Raw genomic sequence first — 20,210 nt, forward strand, 5'->3', positions numbered from 1 at the left:
AGCCGCCGCTTAATTTGCGGCGGCTGAAGCCGCGCGTTTACAACTTCAAACTCAGGCCGGCATCTTGCGGAACGTCACCGCGATACGGTTCCACCCGTTGATCGCGATGATCAGCAGCGTGAGGTCGGCGATCTCCTGATCGCTGAAATGCGGCTTCACGCGGTCCCAAACCTCGTCGGGCACGTGCGTTTGCGCGAGCAGCGTGACCGATTCGGTCCATTCGAGCGCCGCGCGCTCGCGCTCCGTGAAGAACGGCGTTTCGCGCCACACCGATACCGTAGCGAGCCGGCGATCGGTTTCGCCGCCCTTGCGCGCGTCGGCGGTGTGCATGTCCACGCAGTACGCACAGCCGTTGATCTGCGAAGCACGCAGGCGCACGAGTTCCGCGAGCGGCTTTTCGATCGAGCTTTTGCTCGCGCGCTCTTCGAGCGCAATCATGGCCTTCGTGCCTTCCGGGCTGGCCTTGTAGAAATCCAGACGTGCCTGCATGAGCGTTCACCTTTTGAGTTGAGTTGCGTAACCACAGGTGAACTTTAGGCGTTGCGCTGGCGCGTTCACATAGCCATTCTGGCAATATTTCGGGTGACCACTTTCGCTCCCATCGAACGCTACGAGCCGCTTCATCATGGAACTCCACGTCACCGTGTCGGGCCGTCGCGACCTCGCGGGCCAGATCTATCGGCAGCTACGCGACAGCATCGTCGATGGGCGCCTGGCGGGTGGCACCCGCCTGCCGTCCACGCGCGATCTCGCAATGCAGCTCGGCGTTTCGCGCAAGACCACGCTCGACGTATTCGAACGGCTGCTCGCCGAAGGCTATCTGAACTCGCGACGCGGCTCGGGCACCTTCGTCGCCGAGACGCTCGAACGTCTGCCCGCGCGCGAGCGCGGTCATCCGAATCCGCAGATACGCGCGGCTACTGCGGCTGGCAGCGCCGCTGCCGCGTCGACGCCAAAGGCGGCGCAGGCCACGCCGTGGTGGCAGGCGCAAGCCGAGGCGCTGCACAGCTCGTTGCCGCGTCTCGATCCGCGGCTCGCCTGCGACTTCGCGGGCGGCATCACCGACAAGTCGCGCTTTCCCTTCGACATCTGGCGGCGCTGCATCAACGACGCGTTGCGCGTGCAGGCGCGCGGCTACGGCATGTATCGCGAACCGGCGGGCGAGGAGAAGCTGCGCCTCGCTGTGTCGCGCTATCTCGCCTTCAACCGCGCGGTGGAGGGCAACTGGCGGGACGTGATCGTTACGCAAGGCGCGCAGCAGGCGCTCGATCTGCTCGCACGCGTGACGCTCGTACCCGGCGACGTGGTCGCCGTGGAAGACCCGGGCTATCCGCCTGCGCGCGATATTTTCGCCGCGCTTGGCGCGAAGGTCGTGCCGGTGCCCGTGGATCGCGAGGGGCTCGTCGTCGCGCGGTTGCCGAAAGCGGCGCGGCTCGTATACGTCACGCCCTCGCACCAGTTTCCGCTCGGCATGCCGATGAGTCTCGAGCGGCGCGTTGCGCTGCTCGAATGGGCGCAGGCGCGCGGTGCGCTCGTGATCGAAGACGACTACGACTGCGAATACCGCTTCGAAGGCCGCTCCATGGAGCCGCTCAAGAGCCTCGACAACGCCGGTCTCGTGGCCTACGTCGGCACGTTTTCGAAAACGATGTTCCCGGAGCTGCGCGTGGGCTACATGGTGCCGCCTGCCGCACTGGCCGCGCCGCTCGCCCGCGCGCGGCAGATTGGCGACGCCCACGGCTGCGTGCTCACGCAGACTGCGCTCGCCGACTTCATGCTCAATGGCCATTTCGCGCGCCATTTGCGGCGCATGCATCAGACGTATTCGCAGCGCCGCGACGTGCTGCTCGCACATCTGCGCGGACCGCTCGCGCCGTGGCTCGAACCCGTCACGCCGAACACGGCGGGGTTGCACCTGGCGGCGCGGCTCGTCGCGCCGCTCGACGCCGCAGCGGTGGCTCAGGCTGCGCGCCGCGCATCGATCGGCCTGCATCCGCTCACGCCGTTTCATCTCGAAGCGCCTGTAGAGAGCGGTTTTCTGTTCGGTTACGGTGGTGTCGATACAGAGCGTATCGACGCCGCGCTCACGTCGCTGGCCACGCTGCTGCGTACGCTTTGAGCGCAACTTGCCGTCGCGGCGACGCCGGCATGGCAGTCGAAATCGTGCAAAAACACCATACGTATGGCGCTTTTCCTGACGAACGCGCCGCGCGCCGCGCTCACCGAAACGTGCCCTCCGGCAGTGCTTCGGGTGCGCCAGGTGCACGTTTACCCCTGTAAACAGGCGTCGAAATGTGTTCGAGAGTCAGCGCCGCGCAACAAAATCGTAACGACAATGCAAAAGCTTCACGCAAAACGCTTGCGTGTATGTAGAATCCGCCGTTGAAGCACATGCATTCCGCAGCGCTTCGTCGATTCACTGACCAACACTGGTAGGAGAAACATGCCGACTTCCGCAAAGAAAGTGGCCGCAAAAAAGGCAGCTGCCCCGGCCAAGAAGGTTGTTGCAAAGAAAGCGCCCGCCACCAAGACGGCCGCAGCTAAGAAGGTCGCCGTGAAGGCGTCCGGCGCACCGTCGCCGATCAAGGACACCTTCACGAAGGCCTCGCTGGCTACCCACGTTGCTGAACGTGCAGGCGTCGAGCCGAAGGCTGCCAAGGCCGTGCTGGCCGCGCTGGAAGACACGATCCTCGGTTCGGTCCACAAGAAGGGCGCTGGCGAATTCACGCTGTCGGGTCTTCTGAAGATCGTCGTGCAGGCCGTGCCGGCGAAGAAGAAGCGCTTCGGCAAGGATCCGTTCACGGGCGAAGAGCGCTGGTTCCCGGCCAAGCCCGCATCGGTCCGCATCAAGGCGCGCGCCCTGAAGAAGCTGAAGGACGCAGCAGCAGCCTGATTGCGCTGATTGCACTACAAGCCGCGGCCTTCGGGCAGCGGCTCAGTACCAGAAAATCCCCGTTGGCGTCGAGCCCACGGGGATTTTTCATTTGGTGCGTGGTATGCGCACTGTGTTCATGTTCTATGTGCTGATGTTATGGTCGGGTATCCGATATCATGTCCTTAAAATAAGCGAATCGATGTCGTCGATGTCGTATGCGAATAAAGCGGTAGGCCAAGATTTAAAAATATCCATAACAGAGTGTTATGCAGACAGCCGACCTTAGTTTGCGCCAGGTGGAAGCGTTTCGCGCGTTGATGCAGTGGCGCACCGTCACGCGCGCGGCGCAGGCGCTCGGCATTTCGCAGCCCGCGGTGAGCCGTTTGCTTGCCGACTTCGAAGCGAAGATGGGGTTCGCGCTTTTCGAGCGGCGCCAGGGGCGTTTGTTGCCGACTGTCGAAGCGCATACGCTGCAAGACGAAGTCGAGCGCGCGTTCTTCGGCTTCGAGCGCGTGGCCCAGGCGGCCGCGCAGATTCGCGCGCAAAGGCGCGGGGTCGTGCGCGTGGCCGCTTCAGCGGATCTTTGCGCCGACTTTCTGCCGCGCGTGGCCGCTGCGTTTGCGAACGAGCACGAGGGCGTCGATCTCGAACTGATGACTGGCGAAGCCGCCGAGATCGCTGAGCGCGTGGCGGCCCAACGTTGCGATCTGGGTTTCGTGGCGCAAGCCGTCGCGCATCCTGGCGCGCGTCTGGAGTATCTGGGGGAATGGCCGCTGCGCTGCATCGTGCCGCGCGGACACCGGCTCGCGCGCAAGCGTGTGATTCATGCGCAAGACTGTGCGGGCGAACGCTTCATTTCGTTTGCCGCGGCGAGCGAGGCGCGCCTCTCTATCGACCGGCACTTTGCCGAATGCGGGGTGGCGCGCGAATCCGGCGTCGAAGCGGCGCTCGCGCAATCCGTCGTGGCGATGGTGGAAGCGGGAATGGGCATCGCGCTCGTCGACGCGCTCACAGCCCAGCACGCGAGCGCGCGGGTGAGCGTGAAGCGATTCACGCCCGCGTTGTCGAGCGCGCTTCATGTCGTGCGCGGCACGCAGCGCGCGGCGACGGCGTTGAGCGACGCGTTCGTGTGGCACGCCGCCGCCGCGCTGGCGCGGCTGCGCTAAGCCTTTCGCTCGTGTAAAGGCCGCGTAAGCGGCGCAACGCGCGAACAGGCGTTGGAGGATGGGTTCTAAAACCCGGAGGGCATAAAAAAACCAGCCAGGGCTTGTGCCCGAGGCTGGTTTGTGCAGCGTGTAGTTTTTAGCTGCGCGGTCTCGCTCGCTTCGCCGGAATGGCTCGTCAGCCGGTTCCGGCGCCGGGCCGAAGCCCGGAGCAAAGCGTTGCTTAGAACTTGTGGCGGATGCCCAGGCTGACCAGGGTCTGCGAGCTCGAAGCCGAATCGTAGCCGTACGAACCGATCGATGCACCAGCTGCCGTGCCCGGAGCTGCGCCCGGCTGCTGGCCGTTGGCGTGCTGCCATGCTGCGAGAGCGTAGAGGTCCGTGCGCTTCGACAGGTTGTAGTCCGCGCCGAGCGAAATCTGGTTGTACGTGTTCGACGATTCGCCAGCGCCGTGCGTCCAGGTGTAGCCGAGGCCGAGCAGCAGGGCCGGGTTCAGCTGGTAGCCGAAGAAGCCAGCGGCGACGTTGTAACGCTGGGTCGAAGCGAACGTCGAGTAGCCGTCAGGACGGATTTGAACGTTGCTGTAACGTGCGCCGAACGTGAACGGACCTGCGACGTATTGTGCAGCGATCTGAGCGGTGCCAACCGACTTGGCCGAAGCGTAGGCCGAGTTGATCTGGCTGTCGAACATGGCGCCCGAGGTTGCGCCCGAAGCCCAGCCAACCGTGCTCACGCCGTTGGACGTCGTCGTACGCGAAGCGAGCGACGAAGCGTTGTCCATACGGAAGTAGCCGGCGGCAACGTTGAACGAACCGACGCCGTACGTAGCGGCTGCACCCCAGCTCTGACCCGAGCCCGTTGCGCCAGCCACGCCACCCAGAGCGTACATGCCTTCGAACTGGAAGCCTTGCAGAACCGGCGAAACGTACTTGATGGCGCTGTTCGTACGCGAGCTGTTGTCGTTGTTATCGACGTCGCCCGGCGTGGTGAACGTGCTGCCGAAGTAGTTGTCAGCCGTCAGCGGCTGAACCATGTCGACCAGCGGGTCGTACTGGCGGCCGAGCGTGACCGTACCGAACTGCTCGTGCGTCAGGCCAACGAATGCCTGACGGCCGAACATCAGGCCACCTTGGCCGAGCTTGCCGGAGTTGATATCAAAGCCGTTTTCCAATTGGAAAATTGCCTTCAGGCCGCCGCCCAGATCTTCCGTGCCCTTCAGGCCAAAGCGGTTGCCCGAGATGTTGCCGCCGAACAGGGAGAACTGGTTCGCGTTCTTGCCGTTCGCGTCCTTCACGTTGTTGGCCCACTGGATCGATTCGTCGATCACACCATAGAGGGTCACGCTGCTTTGAGCGTGCGCGGTGCCGGCTGCGGCCAAGAGGGCCAGCGAGAGGGTCGAGAGAGCGACTCGTTTCATTCTGTTTTCTCCACGCAGAAATTGTGTAGTTGTTGCGCGTTGGAGAATAACGCAGCAGGCCAATCGACCTGAACTGAAAAAATAAAGTTTGTCGCGAAAACCTGACACCGGCCAGAATCCCTTGTCAGACGGGGCCTCCGTCGATTATGCCGATTTTAGAAATATTGGATTGTTGACCGAGCATTATTGTCGTTTTTGATAAAAGTTCCGTAAGCATGCGTTATTTTTTCGCCTTGCTGCGGCCTTTGGTCTCAGCCTCGTCGCGCCCGGTTGCGGGCGGTTGGCGGCGTCTGCCGGCCGCCGTCATGGCGAGCGCAGCACTGGCGACGAACAACACCGAACTCCACGGATGGCGCTTCACATAGCGGTCGGCGGCGGCCATCGTCCGGCCTGCCTGGACCAGCGTGAGGGCCGCAGCGTAGGTGGCGCTGTCCTCCATGCGCACGACCGAACGGCGGATCTGCAGCCCCGATTTCAGTCTCCCGAACGCACCGCCATAGGCACTCGCGCGCCCGATCGCGCCGAGCGGAGTTTCCGATAGTGTCGATTTGTCTGTTGTAACGGCTGCCGCCAGGGCCGCAGGCATGGCTGTGGCCGCTGCGCTGCCGTTTCCGATCGGCACGGCAGACGGCGCCGGGGCAACGGCAGGACGGTCTGGACGCTTGGTGTCATGTCTCCCAACGATGGTGGAGGCTGCGAGAACCGACGCCAGCTTGGCGCGGCTGCCGGGCGGTGTTTCCTCAAGGAAACCCCACGCCCCGCGCGGGTCGTGCATGCGTCCGCGCGCGGCCGAGAATTCCGCGCCGAGCAGGAGCACCGCCGCCGAAAAATAGAGCCACATCAGCAGCACAGCGAGCGAGCCGGCGGCGCCAAAGGCCGTTGCCATGCCCGCGTGCGCGAGATAGAGCGCGAAGAGTTTCTTGCCCGCCGAGAACAGCACCGCCGCGACGATGCCGCCCACCATCGCGTCGCGCCAGCGCACGTCGGCGTCGGGCAGGAAGCGCAGCAGGGCGCCGAACGCGACGGCCAGCACCACTAGGCCCACGGCGAGCTGCAGCAGGTTGCCGATGATCACATAAGGAGAATCGCCCCAGAGCCACTGACCGACGAAGGTAATGGCCGTGTCGAGCACGAGCGAAACGATCAGCAGGAACGCGACGCCCAGGACCAGGCTGAACGAAATGAGCCGCACGCGTACGAGCGCCAACACACTGGAAGGGCGTTGGCCGTCCGGCGGCCAGACGATGTTCAGTGCGGAATTGAGCGAGGAGAAGGTTGCGGATGCGCCGATCACGAGCAGGGCGAGCGAGATGATCGCCGCGACGCCGCCCTTGCCGCCCGCCCGGTGCGCGTTCTGCACGATTGTGGTGATGCCCGCGGCCGCGTCGTCGCCGAGCACGTTGTGGACTTCGCGAAAGAGTTCGCCGCGCGCGGCATCGACGCCGTAGAACCAGCCGGCCACGGCAATCACCATGACAAGCGTGGGCGCGAGCGAAAACGCCGAGTAGAACGCGATGCTTGCCGCGAGCGACGGGCACCGGTTGGCGATGAACTGGCGCAACGCGCCCACCACCCACGACGCTTCCTTGCGCGCGGCGGACTGCAGTCGTTCGGTGGAAAGCGTCGACATGATGGAGCGCCCCGTTCCTCAGTGCTTCGTTTTCGTCACAAAGATGGCTCATTCGCCATTCAATATTAGCAAGCGTGATTCCCGGGCGACCTCGCGCTGTACGCGTGCAAAGCTCGCGAACATCCAGCGCGATCCGTCTCCCAAAACGTCTTATACTGAAAAAACCCACAACCAAGCCGAGGGCTCATCATGCTGCAGATGTCCCGGCGTCAGTTCCTCAAGGTCACGGCAACGTCGCTGGCGGGTTCCAGCCTCGCGTTGATGGGTTTCGCACCCGACAACGCGCTTGCCGAAGTCCGACAATACAAACTGGCGCGCACCACTGAAACCCGCAATACCTGCCCGTACTGCTCGGTTGGTTGCGGGATCCTCATGTACGGTCTCGGCGATGGCGCGAAGAATGCTACGACGAGCATCATCCATATCGAGGGCGATCCCGATCACCCCGTCAATCGCGGCACGCTGTGCCCGAAGGGCGCGAGCCTGATCGATTTCATTCATAGCGACAGCCGCCTCAAGTACCCCGAGTACCGCGCGGCCGGCTCGAACGAATGGAAACGCATCTCGTGGGATGAGGCGCTCGACCGCATCGCGAAGCTGCTAAAGGAAGATCGCGACGCGAACTTCGTCGAGAAGACCGCCGACGGCAAGACCGTGAACCGCTGGTTGACCACGGGCATGCTGGCCGCATCGGCGGGCAGCAACGAAGTCGGCTATCTCACGCATAAAGTGGCCCGCAGCATGGGCCTGCTCGCATTCGACAACCAGGCGCGTGTCTGACACGGCCCGACGGTGGCAGGTCTTGCCCCGACGTTTGGCCGTGGAGCGATGACGAACCATTGGGTCGACATACGCAATGCGGACGTGATTCTGGTGATGGGCGGCAATGCGGCCGAGGCGCACCCGTGCGGCTTCAAGTGGGTCACGGAGGCGAAGGCGCACCGCAAGGCGCGGCTCATCGTGGTGGACCCGCGCTTCACGCGCACGGCATCGGTCGCGGACTTCTACGCGCCGATCCGCACCGGCACGGACGTCGCCTTCCTTGGCGCGGTGATCAACTATTTGCTCACCAACGACAAGATCCAGCACGAGTACGTGAAGAACTACACGGACTTTTCGTTCATCGTGCGCGAAGATTACGCGTTCAACGACGGCATTTTTTCGGGCTACGATCCGCAGAAGCATTCATACCCAGACAAGTCGTCGTGGAACTACGAGCTCGGCGACGACGGTTTCGTGAAGACCGACGATACGCTGCAGAATCCGCGCTGCGTCTACCAGTTGCTCAAGCAGCATTACTCGCGCTACACGCCCGAGATGGTGGAGAAGGTATGCGGCACGCCGAAGGATAAATTCCTCAAGGTGTGCGAAATGCTTGCGAGCACGGCGGAGCCGGGACGCGCAGGCACAATTCTGTATGCACTCGGTTGGACCCATCACTCGATCGGCTCGCAGAATATCCGCACCGGTGCGATGGTGCAGCTCCTGCTCGGCAACATCGGCATTGCGGGCGGCGGCATGAACGCGCTGCGCGGTCACTCGAACATCCAGGGGCTGACCGACCTCGGGCTCATGTCGAACTTGCTCACGGGCTACATGACGCTGCCGTCGGAAGCTGAGCAGGACTACGACGACTACATCAAGAAGCGCGCCGCGCAGCCCATGCGGCCGAATCAGCTGAGCTACTGGAAAAACTACGGCGCGTTCTTCGTGAGTTTCATGAAGTCGTGGTGGGGCGACGCGGCCACGAAGGACAACAACTGGGGCTACGACTGGCTGCCCAAGCTCGACAAGCCATATGACCTGTTGCAGACCATCGAGCTGATGAATCAGGGCAAGGTCAACGGCTATATCTGCCAGGGCTTCAACGTGCTCGCGTCCTCACCGAACAAGGCCAAGACGGTCTCGGCGCTCAGCAAGCTCAAGTGGCTCGTGATCATGGACCCGCTCGCCATCGAGACTTCCGAGTTCTGGAAGAAGTATGGCGACTATAACGACGTCGATCCGACTGCGATCCAGACTGAAGTGTTCCGTTTGCCGACTACGTGCTTCGCGGAAGAAAACGGCTCGCTCGTGAGTTCGAGCCGCGTGCTGCAGTGGCACTGGAAGGGGGCGGAGCCGCCGGGCGAAGCGAAGAGCGACCTCGAAATCATGTCGGGCCTGTTCCTGCGCGTGCGCGCCGCGTATCAGAAGGACGGCGGCAAGCTGCCCGATCCGATCGTCAAGCTCGACTGGCCGTATTCGGATCCCGCGAGCCCCACGCCGGAGGAACTCGCCAGGGAATACAACGGTCGTGCGCTCGCCGACCAGACCGACGCGAAAGACCCCACCAAAGTGCTCGTGAAGAAGGGAGAGCAGCTTTCGGCCTTCGCGCAGTTGAAAGACGACGGCACGACCGCGAGCGGCTGCTGGATCTTCTGCGGCGCGTGGACCCAGGCGGGCAACCAGATGGGCCGGCGCGACAACGACGACCCCACGGGCATCGGGCAGACGCTCAACTGGGCCTGGGCGTGGCCGGCGAACCGGCGCGTGCTGTACAACCGCGCCTCGTGCGATGTGGCGGGCAAGCCCTTCGATCCCACCCGCAAGCTGATTGCGTGGAACGGCAGCGCATGGACGGGCGCGGACATACCCGACTACAAGGCGGACGAGGCGCCCGATCAGGGCATGGGGCCGTTCATCATGAACCCCGAGGGCGTGGCGCGTTTCTTCGCTCGCGACGGCATGAACGAAGGTCCGTTCCCTGAGCACTACGAACCGTTCGAGAACCCGCTCGGCTATAACCCGTTCCACCCGAACAACCCGCTCGCCACGAGCAATCCGGCGGCGCGCGTGTTCCCCGACGACCGCAAGACGTTCGGGACCGCGCAACAGTTCCCGCACGTGGCGACCACCTACCGGCTCACCGAGCACTTCCACTTCTGGACGAAACACGCCCGGCTGAACGCAATCATCCAGCCGCAGCAGTTCGTCGAGATCGGCGAGGCGCTCGCGAAAGAGGTGGGTGTGGTGGCGGGCGACCGCGTGAAGGTGTCGAGCAATCGCGGCTATCTGATCGCCGTGGCGGTGGTCACCAAGCGCATCAAGCCGCTGACCATCGAAGGCAAGACCGTGCATCAGGTTGGCGTACCGCTGCACTGGGGCTTCAAGGGGCTCACGAAACCGGGCTATCTGACGAATACGCTCACGCCCCCCGTGGGCGACGGCAATTCGCAGACGCCCGAGTTCAAGTCGTTCCTCGTGAAAGTCGAAAAGGCATAGGGGGCGCGAACCATGGCATTTCAATCACTCGACATCAAGCGCCTCTCGGCTACGACCACGCCGCCGCCCGGCGTGCGCGAGCCGGTCACGGGCCAGGTCGCGAAGCTCATCGACGTAACCAAGTGCATTGGCTGCAAGGCGTGTCAAACGGCGTGCATGGAGTGGAACGATCTGCGCGACGAAATTGGCGTGAATACGGGCGTGTACGACAACCCGCACGATCTTACCGAGCACTCTTGGACCGTCATGCGGTTCTCGGAATGGGAGAATCCGGACGGCAACCTCGAATGGCTGATCCGCAAGGACGGCTGCATGCATTGCGAGGATCCGGGCTGCCTGAAGGCGTGTCCGTCGCCGGGCGCGATCGTGCAATACACGAACGGCATCGTCGATTTCCACGAGGAAAACTGCATTGGCTGCGGTTTTTGCATCACGGGCTGCCCGTTCAATATTCCGCGCCTCTCGCAGAAGGATCGCCGTGTATACAAATGCACGCTTTGTTCGGATCGCGTGGCGGTGGGGCAGGAACCCGCCTGCGTGAAGACCTGCCCGACGGGCGCGATCGTGTTCGGCACCAAGGAAGACATGAAGCAGCATGCGGCCGAGCGCATCGTCGACCTCAAGGAGCGCGGTTTTCAGAATGCCGGGCTCTACGATCCGCCGGGCGTGAGCGGGACGCACGTGATGTACGTGCTGCACCACGCGGACCAGCCCTCGCTTTATCACGGTCTGCCCGAGAACCCGCGCATCAGCCCGATGGTGCGGCTCTGGAAGGGAGCCGCCAAGCCGATCGCACTCGGCATCATGGCGCTCACGGCGCTGGCGGGCTTCTTCCATTACACGCGGATCGGCCCGAACGAAGTGACGGAAGAAGATGAAATTGCCGCGCGCGACGAGGCGCGGCGCATGCGTGGCGAACCACCCGAGGAGCGCAACGATGAAAGACGATGAACCGCAACTGATCCAGCGCTACACGCCCAACGAGCGCAGCAACCACTGGATCACCGCGATCAGCTTCATCCTGCTCGCGCTCTCGGGCCTCGCGATGTTTCATCCGGCCCTGTCGTGGCTTTATGCGATTCTGGGCGGCGGCCAGTGGACGCGTATTCTGCATCCGTTCATCGGCATCGTGATGTTCGTCTCGTTCCTGCTCCTTGCGTTGCGCTTCTGGCATCACAACTATCTGGACAAAGACGACATCCAGTGGATGAAACAGATGGGCGACGTGCTCAACAACCGCGAAGACAGGCTGCCCGAGATCGGCCGCTACAATGCGGGACAGAAGCTGTTATTCTTCACGATGGTGGTTTGCCTCGTGCTGTTGCTCTTGAGCGGCATTGTGATCTGGCGGCGATATTTCTCGTTCTATTTCCCGATCGAGATTATCCGGCTCTCTTCGCTGGTGCATGCGGTCGCGGCGTTCGTGCTGATATGCGGCATCATCATCCATATTTATGCGGCGCTGTGGGTGAAGGGGTCGATCGGCGCCATGACGCGCGGTTACGTCACCTGGGGCTGGGCGAGAAAGCATCATCCGCGCTGGTTCCGCGAGAGCATCAAGTAACGCACAGGCTGCGCGCTGCCTGGCCCCAAAGGCCGTGGCGGTGCGAGCGGCAAACCGCCGGCGCCCGCAAGGGCACGGCGGTTTTTTCTTGGGTGTTGCCATTCTGGAGCAGACCCGTCGTGACGCAACGTATTCTCGACCCGCAGCAAATCGAATCGCTCGATCCTTCTGCCATTCCGCGTATCCGTCTGCCCGAGCGCTTCGCCTTTTTCAGCACGCGCGCCGTGCGTCTGCGGCATCTCGCGGACCACAATCCCATTGGCGGCTACGTGCGGCTCATGGCGGCGCTCGTCGATGCGCAGCAGGAGGCGCTCGAACAGTGCAGCGCGTCCATGCCTTCGCGCGAAGCGATCGCGAACGCGCAGCATCATTCCATGCCGATACTCCCGGCGCTTTCGGGCGAGCGCGATCCGCAATGGCGCGCCGTGCTGTCGCGGATCGCGGATCGTGTTGAAGCCGCGGGCGTCGTTGCGCCTGCGCTCGCAAAAGTGCTCGACGGCCTGCGCGCCATGGACGAAGCGCAACTCGATGCCCAGGCCGACGCGATCCTCGCGCAGCGTTACACCGAAATCGCACCCGCCACCGCGCCGTTCATCATGGCCGCGCTGCAGGTGGTGTGGACCGACCTTGCTAGCCGCATCGACGTGCGGGACGTGCCTTACGTCGATGCACCGGGCGTTTGTCCCGTGTGCGGGTCGCCGCCCGTTGCCAGCATCGTGCGCATTGGCGGCGTGTATCAGGGTTATCGGTTTGCGCAGTGCGGCTTGTGTGGCACCGAGGCGCACGTGGTGCGCGTGAAGTGCACGAACTGCGATTCGACCAAGGGCATTGCGTATCACGGCATTGAAGGCGGCAATGCGGCACTCAAGGCCGAATCGTGCGACGAATGCCATACGTACCGCAAGATCGGCTATCAGGAGAAGGACCTAGACTTCGAACCGCTTGCCGACGACCTCGCGAGCCTCACGCTCGACTTGCTGATGAGCGATGCGGGCTACCGCCGCGCGAGCCCGAATCCGCTGCTGTGGCCCGAAGTGCCTGGCGACCAGTAAGGAGCCGGGCACGCCATGAGTGAAACCATGGGACAAGCAGCGGAGCACGATGTTCAAGCGCTGAATGCGCTGCTCGCGAAAATGCCGGCGGTCGAGCGCGTGATTGCCTCGGAGCAAGCGCAGCCACTGATCGCGCAATACGGACGCACCCAGGTGCTAGACGCGATACGCGCCACGCAGGACGCATGGCGTCGCGATGCACGCGCCGGCATCTTGTCGCAAGAAAACAAGGATGCCGAATCATTTTCGCAGGAGCGTGTGATTGCAGCCACCGCGCAACGGCTGGCTGAGCGTACGCAAAGCCGCCTGCGTCCGGTCTTCAATCTCACGGGTACGGTGCTGCACACCAACCTCGGCCGCGCGCTGCTGCCCGACGAGGCTGTGAAAGCCGTGGTGCAGGCGCTCACGCAACCCGCGAACCTCGAATTCGATCTCGCGAGCGGCAAGCGCGGCGACCGCGACGATCTGATCGACTCGCTGATCTGCGAACTGACGGGCGCCGAGGCCGCGACCGTCGTCAACAACAATGCAGCGGCCGTATTGCTGCTGTTGAGCGCGCTCGCCAATCGCAAGGAGGTCGTCGTTTCGCGCGGCGAACTGGTCGAGATCGGCGGGGCCTTTCGCATTCCCGACATCATGAGCCGGGCGGGCGCACGCTTGCGCGAGATCGGCACGACGAACCGAACGCATCTGAAGGATTACGAAGCAGCAATCAATGCACGCACGGCGCTGCTGATGAAAGTGCATTGCAGCAACTACGCGATCAGCGGTTTTACGAAGAGTGTCGAACTCGATGAACTCGCGCCGCTGGCGCGTCAGCGCGGCCTGCCGGTGGCGGTCGATCTGGGCAGCGGGACGCTCGTCGATCTCGCGCAATGGGGCTTGCCCGCCGAGCCCACGGTGCGCGCGACCGTGGAAGCGGGCGCGGACCTCGTGACCTTCAGCGGCGACAAACTGCTGGGCGGCCCGCAGGCAGGGCTGATCGTCGGGCGCAAGGAACTCATTGCGAAGATCAAGAAGCATCCGCTCAAGCGCGCGTTGCGGGTGGGCAAACTCACGCTCGCAGCGCTCGAACCGGTGTTGCGGCTTTATCAGGCGCCCGAATTCTTGCAGGAGCGCCTCACCACGCTGCGCCTTCTCACACGACCTGCTGCGCAAATGCATGAGGCCGCGGAGCGTGCGTTGCCCACGTTGCAGCGTGCAACCGGCGATGCGTATGCCGCGAGCGTCGAGCCGATGTTCAGCCAGATCGGCAGCGGCGCGCTGCCGGTGGATGTGCTGCCGAGCAGCGGGCTCGTCGTGCGCCATGCGGGCAAGGGCGGTAGCGGCCGGGCGCTGCTCAAGCTCGAACGCGCCTTGCGCGAACTGCCGCGGCCCGTAATTGGCCGCATTGCCGACGACGCGCTGCGTCTGGACCTGCGCTGCCTCGAATCTGCCGATGAAGCGGCGTTTGTCGCGCAACTCGCGGAGCTGCGCCTGTGATCGTCGGCACGGCGGGGCACATCGATCACGGCAAGACCACGCTGGTCCGTGCCTTGACTGGCGTAGACACCGACCGCCTGAAAGAAGAAAAGGCGCGCGGCATTTCGATCGAACTGGGATACGCGTACCTGCCGCTCGCCAACGGCGACGTGCTTGGCTTCATCGACGTGCCCGGCCACGAGAAACTCGTGCATACGATGGCGGCGGGTGCGTGCGGCATCGACTTCGCCTTGCTCGTGATTGCCGCCGATGACGGCGTTATGCCGCAAACGCGCGAGCATCTCGCGATTCTGCAACTGCTAGGCGTGCAGCAAGGCGCCATTGCGCTGACCAAGTGCGATCGCGTGGATGCGGCGCGGCTCGACGCCGTGCGCGCCGAAATTGCCGCCTGGCTTGCCGACACGATGCTTGCGGACACACCGATCTTCGAGACCAATGCAACGCAGCCGCAAGACGAAGGTGTTGCGCGCCTCGACGCCTGGTTGCGCGAGCGCGCGATTGCATGGCGGGCGCGGCGCGACGATGGCCTCTTTCGTCTCGCGGTGGATCGCGTATTTACGCTAACGGGCCAGGGGACGGTAGTGACGGGCACCGTATTCGCCGGACGCGTGCGGGCCGGCGACGCGCTCGTGCTCGCACCGGCCGGCAAGCCCGTACGTGTGCGCGGCCTGCATGCCCAGAATCGCGCGGTGCAGGCCGGCGACGCGGGCCACGCAGGCCAGCGTTGCGCGCTCAATCTCGCAGGGATCGACAAGGAGCAGATCGCGCGCGGCGACTGGGTCGTCGATGCGCGGCTGGCTGAGCCCGTCGTGCGGCTCGACGTCGAACTGCGGTTGCTCGACGACGCGGGCATCACGTTGCAGCACTGGTCGCCGCTTCATGTTCACCTCGGCACGACGCATCGCGTGGCGAACGTCGCGTTGCTCGAAGGCGAAACGCTTGCACCGGGTGCGGGCGCACGCGTGCAGCTCGTTTTCGATGCGCCGTTGCACGCGTTGCCGGGAGACCGCTTCATCGTTCGCAACGCACAGGCAAACCACACCGTAGGTGGCGGGCGTGTGCTCGATCCGTTCGGCCCGTCGCGTCGGCGCAGGACGCCGGAGCGGCGCGCATGGCTCGACGCGTTGCGCACGTGGCTCGACGAAGGGAACCTTGCACCGCTGATCGAAGAAGCGCCGCGCGGCATTTCGCGCGCGACGCTGGTGCAGTTGACCGGTTACGACGACGCTGCGCTCGCATTGCCCGCCGATGCGATTTCAATCGCACCGCAAGGGCGCGACGACGAAGGCGCGGTGATCGCACGCGCGCACTGGACGAGCCTCATGGAGCGTATTGTCGAAGCGCTCGGCGGGTTTCACACACGCTCGCCGGACGAGCAGGGACCGGACGCGGCGCGCTTGCGGCGCATGGCGGCGCCGCTTGTGAGCGATGCGGTATGGCGTGCCGCGATTGAAGCGCTCGAACGCGAAGGGAGCGTCGCGCGCAGCGGCCCGTGGCTGCATCTCCCGTCGCACGCGGTGACGCTCGACGCCGACGAAGAAGCGCTCGCGGCGCGCCTCATGCCGCTGCTGGCGCTTGGGCGTTTCGATCCGCCGTGGGTGCGGGACCTCGCGCGCGAGACGCGGCAGCCGGAAGAGAAGGTGCGTGCTTTGCTGCGCAAGCTCGCGCGCCTTGGTCGCGTGTATCAGGTCGTGCGCGATCTCTTTTACGAGCGCGAGGCGATGCAAATGCTCGCGCGCGCCGTTGCGCAGATTGCCGCGGAGCAGGGCGGCGCCGTCAACGCCGCGGCGTTTCGCGACGCCACGGCATTGGGCCGAAAGCGGGCGATCCAGATTCTGGAGTACTTCGATCGCGTTGGATATACTCGCTTTCAGCGCGATACGCATCTGCTACGGCACGATAGCCGGATGCGCGAATGGTTGTAGGCGCATCGATGGGTGCTTGTGGTTGCAGTTGCGATTGTGGTTGAGTTTGACGAAGGAAGGCATTCGTATCCGGTGGTACGGCCGGGCTTCAAACCCGGTTGGGGGCGTCAGCCGCTCCCGGGTCGGTTCGACTCCGGCTGCCTTCCGCCATTTCATCCGCTTAAACCGGCGCAAGGGCTTCAAGCAATTCCTTGGCCTCTCGCAAGTCGGCAGTGTCGAAACCCTCCGTAAATCTGCCATAGACCTCGGACAGCGCTTGCCGGGCCTCCTCAATTTTGCCCTTGTGCTGCCACAGCCGGGCCAGGCTCAACGCCGCGCGCAATTCCAGAGATCTCGCACCGTGCCGGCGAGCCAATTCGATCGCGTCGCGAAAACAGGTCTCCGCTTCGCCGCTGCGCGCGGCCTGGCCATTGCCATCGTTCAACGCGCCGAACAGTATGCTGCCCTTGAGCCGATATAACTCCGCCTCGTGGCAGTGCTCCCCGGATTTGTGGACGAACGCCATTGCCTCTTCGAGCATGCCAAGGGCAGTTTCCCCGTTGTCCGCGCGCCGATAGCCGTCGGCAAGGAGGGCGAGAAAGTACGATCGCTGGTCCTCGCCTCCGGCGGCTCTGACGGCAGCCAGGCCTTCGCGCATCTGGGCGATTCCCTCCAGGGGACTTTCATGCTCGGTCAGGGCCCAGCCTCGGAGAATGTTTCCCCACGCGAGCCAGTATGGCAGCCCCTCCTCGATCGAGAGCGTGATGAGAGCATCGGCGTGCTCGAGCACCCGCGATGACTCTCGCCGAAGCTGGTGCAACTCGGCCGCGTAACCCAGGGCGTTCGCGAGAGTTGGACCAAAGGCAAGCTTTTGTGCGAGGGCAAGTGCCTCGAGGTTTCGCTTGTACGCCTGATCGGGGTAACCCTGAAGCCACAACGTCAGAACCAGGATGTTCAAAGCCCAGATGCCGGGATCCAGCGCGTGAGCAAAGACATGTGCCTGATGCTGCTCAGGATCGTAGAGGGCAAGCGCTTGTTCCGCGTGCGTGCGGGCGGCTTCGAGCTCCCCCTGGAGGAGCAGGCACATACCGAGTGCGTCGTGTGCGTTGACGAGCAAGGCCGGATCCTGGGTGCGCCGCGCCGTGTGGAGCATCCGTTCGGCCAATTCGCGCGCGGTGGCATACTCGGCGCGCGACACATAGTGGATCCTCAGTCCAAGTTGCACCGTAAAAAGCTGTGACGTCTCGCCGATCTGCTCACACAATGCCAGCGCGCGGTTATAGGTCGCGGCCACCTCCGGCGCGCCATAGCCTCTCACATCCATCAAGGCCGGACCCAGGGAAAGCAACAGCGTCAGTTCCCAATGCATGCGTGCCGGTGTATCGGGCAGACGCTTGAGTAGTTCGAGCGCGACGCCGAGGTGATGCATCGCGTCCAGATGGGCCGCATGTCGAACGGCCTGTTGCGCGGCACGATGCAGGTACTCCAGGGCTTTCGGAATGTTGCCGCTCAAGCCGTAGTGATGCGCCAGTTCGCTGCAGTAATCCGCGATGCGGGTGGGAAACAGCGTCTCGATCGCCTGCGCGGTGCGCTCATGCAGTGCGCTGCGTCGCTCCTTGAGCAGCGAATGGCCGGCAACTTCCTGGGTGAGCGCGTGCTTGAACGAATACTCGACCTCCGGAAACGCGGGCCGTTCGTAAATGAACTCCGCGGCTTCCAGGTGGGCAAGAAGCAGGCGCAGATGGTCATTCGTGTGCGCAGCGGAGTCGCCACAGAGGCGCTGAATCAGGCTGAATGGAAACTCCTTGCCGATGACGGCGAGCGTCTGCAGCAAATCCTTTTCCGCGACGGGGAGCCGGTCGATACGGGCGGCGAGCACGCCCTGAACGGTAGTGGGAATATGCAGCGCCGTGGGGGTCTGCTCGATCCTGTAATGGCCTGGTTCGCCGAGCAGTGCTTTCTCCTCACCCAGCGTCTGGACCACTTCCTCCATGAAGAACGGATTGCCCTCCGTCTTCTCCAGGACGAGCTGCTTGAGCGGCACGAGGGAGAGGTCGTCACCGAGCAGTGCCGTCAGCAGTCCCTGGGCTTCGGCCGGGCCCAGCGGTTCGAGCCGCAGCTGGCTGTAGTGATTCGCGTGTTGCCAGGCGGACTGATATTCGGGCCGGTAGTTCACGAGCAGCAGGATCCGGGTGCCAGGCATGTGTTCAAGCAGGTGCGCGAGGAAGGCTTCCGTCTCGCGGTCCAACCATTGCAGATCCTCGAACACCAATGCGATCGGCTGATTGCCACTCTCGCGTGCAAGCAGTTGCGTGATCGCGTCCAATGTCCGGTCCCGCCGGATGTGAGGAGCCATCTCTGCCAACGCCGAACCGGCTTCGCAGATACTCAGCAGATAGAGCAGGTATGGCACAAGATCTTCGAAGCTGCGCTCGAGGGTCAACACCTTGCCCATGATCTTTTCCCGGCACCGACGCTCGTCGTCCTGGGCTGTGATCTGGAAATAGTTCTTCAACAGCTCGATGAGCGGCAAATTGGCAAAGGCCTTGCCGTGCGATACCGAAAACGTCTCCAGCACCAGACAGCCGCGCCGTGAGCGCTCCTTGAATTCATGGAACAGCCGCGATTTGCCAACCCCGGCCTCGCCGACCACCGCAACCAATTGTCCACGGCCAGTTCTGGCCTCATCCAGCGCCTGGGTCAGGTGCTCCAGTTCGGCCTCACGGCCTACGAACCTGGCGAGACCGCGGTGCGCCGACAGTTGCAGGCGCGTGCGCAGTGCGCCGAGACCCACTACCTCATACACCGGCAGCGGTTCGGGAATGCCTTTGACCTGAGTGGCTCCCAGCGCCCTGAACTCGAAATAGCCTTCGGCCAGCTTGTGGGTCGTTTCGCTCACGAGAATTGACGAGGGCGTGGCGATCCCTTCCATCCGGGATGCAATGTGGATCGTGTGTCCGACCGGATCGTAATCGGTGTGCAGGTCGTCGGTGCGGATCGAGCGCACCACGACTTCCCCGGTGTGGACGCCGACGCGGATCTGCAGCGGAATGCCTTCCTCCAGTCGAATACGATCGCTGTGGCGGCGCATCGCCTGCTGCATGCGCAGCGCCGCAAAGAGTGCACGCTGCGGATGGTCTTCGTGCGCGATGGGCGCGCCGAACAGCGCCAGGATGCCGTCGCCCAGCGACTTGGCCACGTAGCCCTCGTAGTAGTGCACGGCTTCCATCATCAGGGCGATGATGGGCTCGATCAATCGATGGGCCTCTTCCGGATCCATGTCGTGGATCAGCGCGGTGGAACCTGCCATGTCGGCGAACAACGCCGTAACGGTTTTGCGTTCACCGGCAGTTTCACCTCGCGCTTCCATGGCCGCCTGCTCGGCGCGAATGCGTTCGGCAAGATGGTGTGGCGTGTAATGAACCGGCGCTCTGGACGGCTCTGGAACAGGCTGCGAACGCGGAAATGGCGCGGCCGCCGCATCGGTCAGGGGGGCGCCGCACTCATTGCAGAATCTTGCGGAAGGCGTCGCTGGGTGCCCACAGCGAGGACACTCGCGCGGCAGCCCGGCGCCGCACGCTTCGCAGAACTTGGCGCCCGTGAGGTTCTCGTATCCGCAGTTTGCGCAGCGCATGACAACACTTCCCTTGCCAAGGGGCACCCTGTAGTCATTATGCGCCGTATCTGCTTGCAGCCAAGAGAGGGCCGGATGACGGCACACGGGGTCAGGTTCTGGTGATAGTTGTGCCACGCCGCCTTGCCGGGATCGGACTATCAACTGAAGTAAACTGACCGTATTGGCAACCGCGGCTTTACTAGTATCTCGTCCCTATAAAATCCGATTGACTTTGTCGGCATTATG

At 63.7% G+C, this 20,210-nt stretch carries 13 protein-coding genes and 1 tRNA gene; 10 read left to right on the forward strand and 4 right to left on the reverse strand.

Features of this window, described 5'->3' with window-relative positions; translation table 11 throughout:
* Positions 1-51: 51 nt before the first annotated feature.
* On the reverse strand, positions 52-489 hold the full coding sequence (locus VSR72_RS18790) for a carboxymuconolactone decarboxylase family protein (protein WP_342953853.1): 438 nt from the start codon (positions 487-489) through the stop codon (positions 52-54).
* 136 nt (positions 490-625) lie between these two features.
* On the opposite strand from VSR72_RS18790, the gene VSR72_RS18795 reads away from it, so the two are divergent.
* From VSR72_RS18795 to VSR72_RS18805, 3 genes are all read left to right on the forward strand, one after another.
* Positions 626-2,119 carry a PLP-dependent aminotransferase family protein gene (locus tag VSR72_RS18795; protein WP_342953854.1) on the forward strand — a complete coding sequence of 498 codons (1,494 nt, stop codon included), beginning with the start codon at positions 626-628 and terminating at the stop codon, positions 2,117-2,119.
* 324 nt (positions 2,120-2,443) lie between these two features.
* Positions 2,444-2,893: an HU family DNA-binding protein gene (locus tag VSR72_RS18800; RefSeq protein ID WP_112173011.1), complete on the forward strand. Its 450-nt coding sequence runs from the start codon at positions 2,444-2,446 to the stop codon at positions 2,891-2,893.
* Between the two features lie 248 nt (positions 2,894-3,141).
* Entirely contained in the window at positions 3,142-4,041 is a 900-nt protein-coding gene (locus tag VSR72_RS18805; RefSeq protein WP_342953855.1) for a LysR substrate-binding domain-containing protein, read from the forward strand.
* Between the two features lie 220 nt (positions 4,042-4,261).
* Here the strand turns inward: VSR72_RS18805 and VSR72_RS18810 are convergent, their stop codons facing one another.
* The gene (locus VSR72_RS18810; RefSeq protein WP_342953856.1) at positions 4,262-5,455 is read right to left on the reverse strand and encodes a porin; all 1,194 of its coding nucleotides are present in this window, start codon (positions 5,453-5,455) and stop codon (positions 4,262-4,264) included.
* A gap of 220 nt (positions 5,456-5,675) precedes the next feature.
* Complete coding sequence (locus VSR72_RS18815) at positions 5,676-7,085, reverse strand: YihY/virulence factor BrkB family protein (RefSeq protein WP_342953857.1); 1,410 nt, start codon at positions 7,083-7,085, stop codon at positions 5,676-5,678.
* A 189-nt stretch (positions 7,086-7,274) separates the two neighbouring features.
* Here VSR72_RS18815 and fdnG point away from each other — a divergent pair, with 189 nt between their 5' ends.
* The 7 genes from fdnG to VSR72_RS18850 all read left to right on the forward strand — a co-directional run bounded on the left by fdnG (position 7,275) and on the right by VSR72_RS18850 (position 16,519).
* The gene (gene fdnG / locus VSR72_RS18820) at positions 7,275-10,346 is read left to right on the forward strand and encodes a formate dehydrogenase-N subunit alpha (RefSeq protein ID WP_342953858.1); all 3,072 of its coding nucleotides are present in this window, start codon (positions 7,275-7,277) and stop codon (positions 10,344-10,346) included.
* A gap of 12 nt (positions 10,347-10,358) precedes the next feature.
* Positions 10,359-11,297, forward strand: a complete 939-nt coding sequence (fdxH, locus tag VSR72_RS18825) for a formate dehydrogenase subunit beta (protein ID WP_342953859.1) — start codon at positions 10,359-10,361, stop codon at positions 11,295-11,297.
* Positions 11,284-11,910, forward strand: coding sequence for a formate dehydrogenase subunit gamma (locus VSR72_RS18830; protein ID WP_342953860.1), 627 nt, complete (start codon positions 11,284-11,286; stop codon positions 11,908-11,910). The genes fdxH and VSR72_RS18830 overlap by 14 nt, the downstream gene beginning before the upstream one ends.
* A 119-nt stretch (positions 11,911-12,029) precedes the next feature.
* Positions 12,030-12,962: a formate dehydrogenase accessory protein FdhE gene (gene fdhE / locus VSR72_RS18835; protein ID WP_342953861.1), complete on the forward strand. Its 933-nt coding sequence runs from the start codon at positions 12,030-12,032 to the stop codon at positions 12,960-12,962.
* A 15-nt stretch (positions 12,963-12,977) separates the two neighbouring features.
* Positions 12,978-14,444: an L-seryl-tRNA(Sec) selenium transferase gene (gene selA / locus VSR72_RS18840; protein WP_342953862.1), complete on the forward strand. Its 1,467-nt coding sequence runs from the start codon at positions 12,978-12,980 to the stop codon at positions 14,442-14,444.
* Positions 14,441-16,369: a selenocysteine-specific translation elongation factor gene (gene selB / locus VSR72_RS18845; protein WP_342953863.1), complete on the forward strand. Its 1,929-nt coding sequence runs from the start codon at positions 14,441-14,443 to the stop codon at positions 16,367-16,369. The genes selA and selB overlap by 4 nt, the downstream gene beginning before the upstream one ends.
* A 54-nt stretch (positions 16,370-16,423) precedes the next feature.
* Positions 16,424-16,519 (forward strand) — tRNA-Sec (locus VSR72_RS18850).
* Between the two features lie 10 nt (positions 16,520-16,529).
* Here VSR72_RS18850 and VSR72_RS18855 read toward each other — a convergent pair.
* Positions 16,530-19,982, reverse strand: coding sequence for an adenylate/guanylate cyclase domain-containing protein (locus tag VSR72_RS18855; RefSeq protein ID WP_342953864.1), 3,453 nt, complete (start codon positions 19,980-19,982; stop codon positions 16,530-16,532).
* Between the last annotated feature and the right edge of the window lie 228 nt (positions 19,983-20,210).

Origin of the sequence: Paraburkholderia sp. JHI869 (genome assembly GCF_038900775.1) — a bacterium.
Lineage (GTDB): Bacteria > Pseudomonadota > Gammaproteobacteria > Burkholderiales > Burkholderiaceae > Paraburkholderia.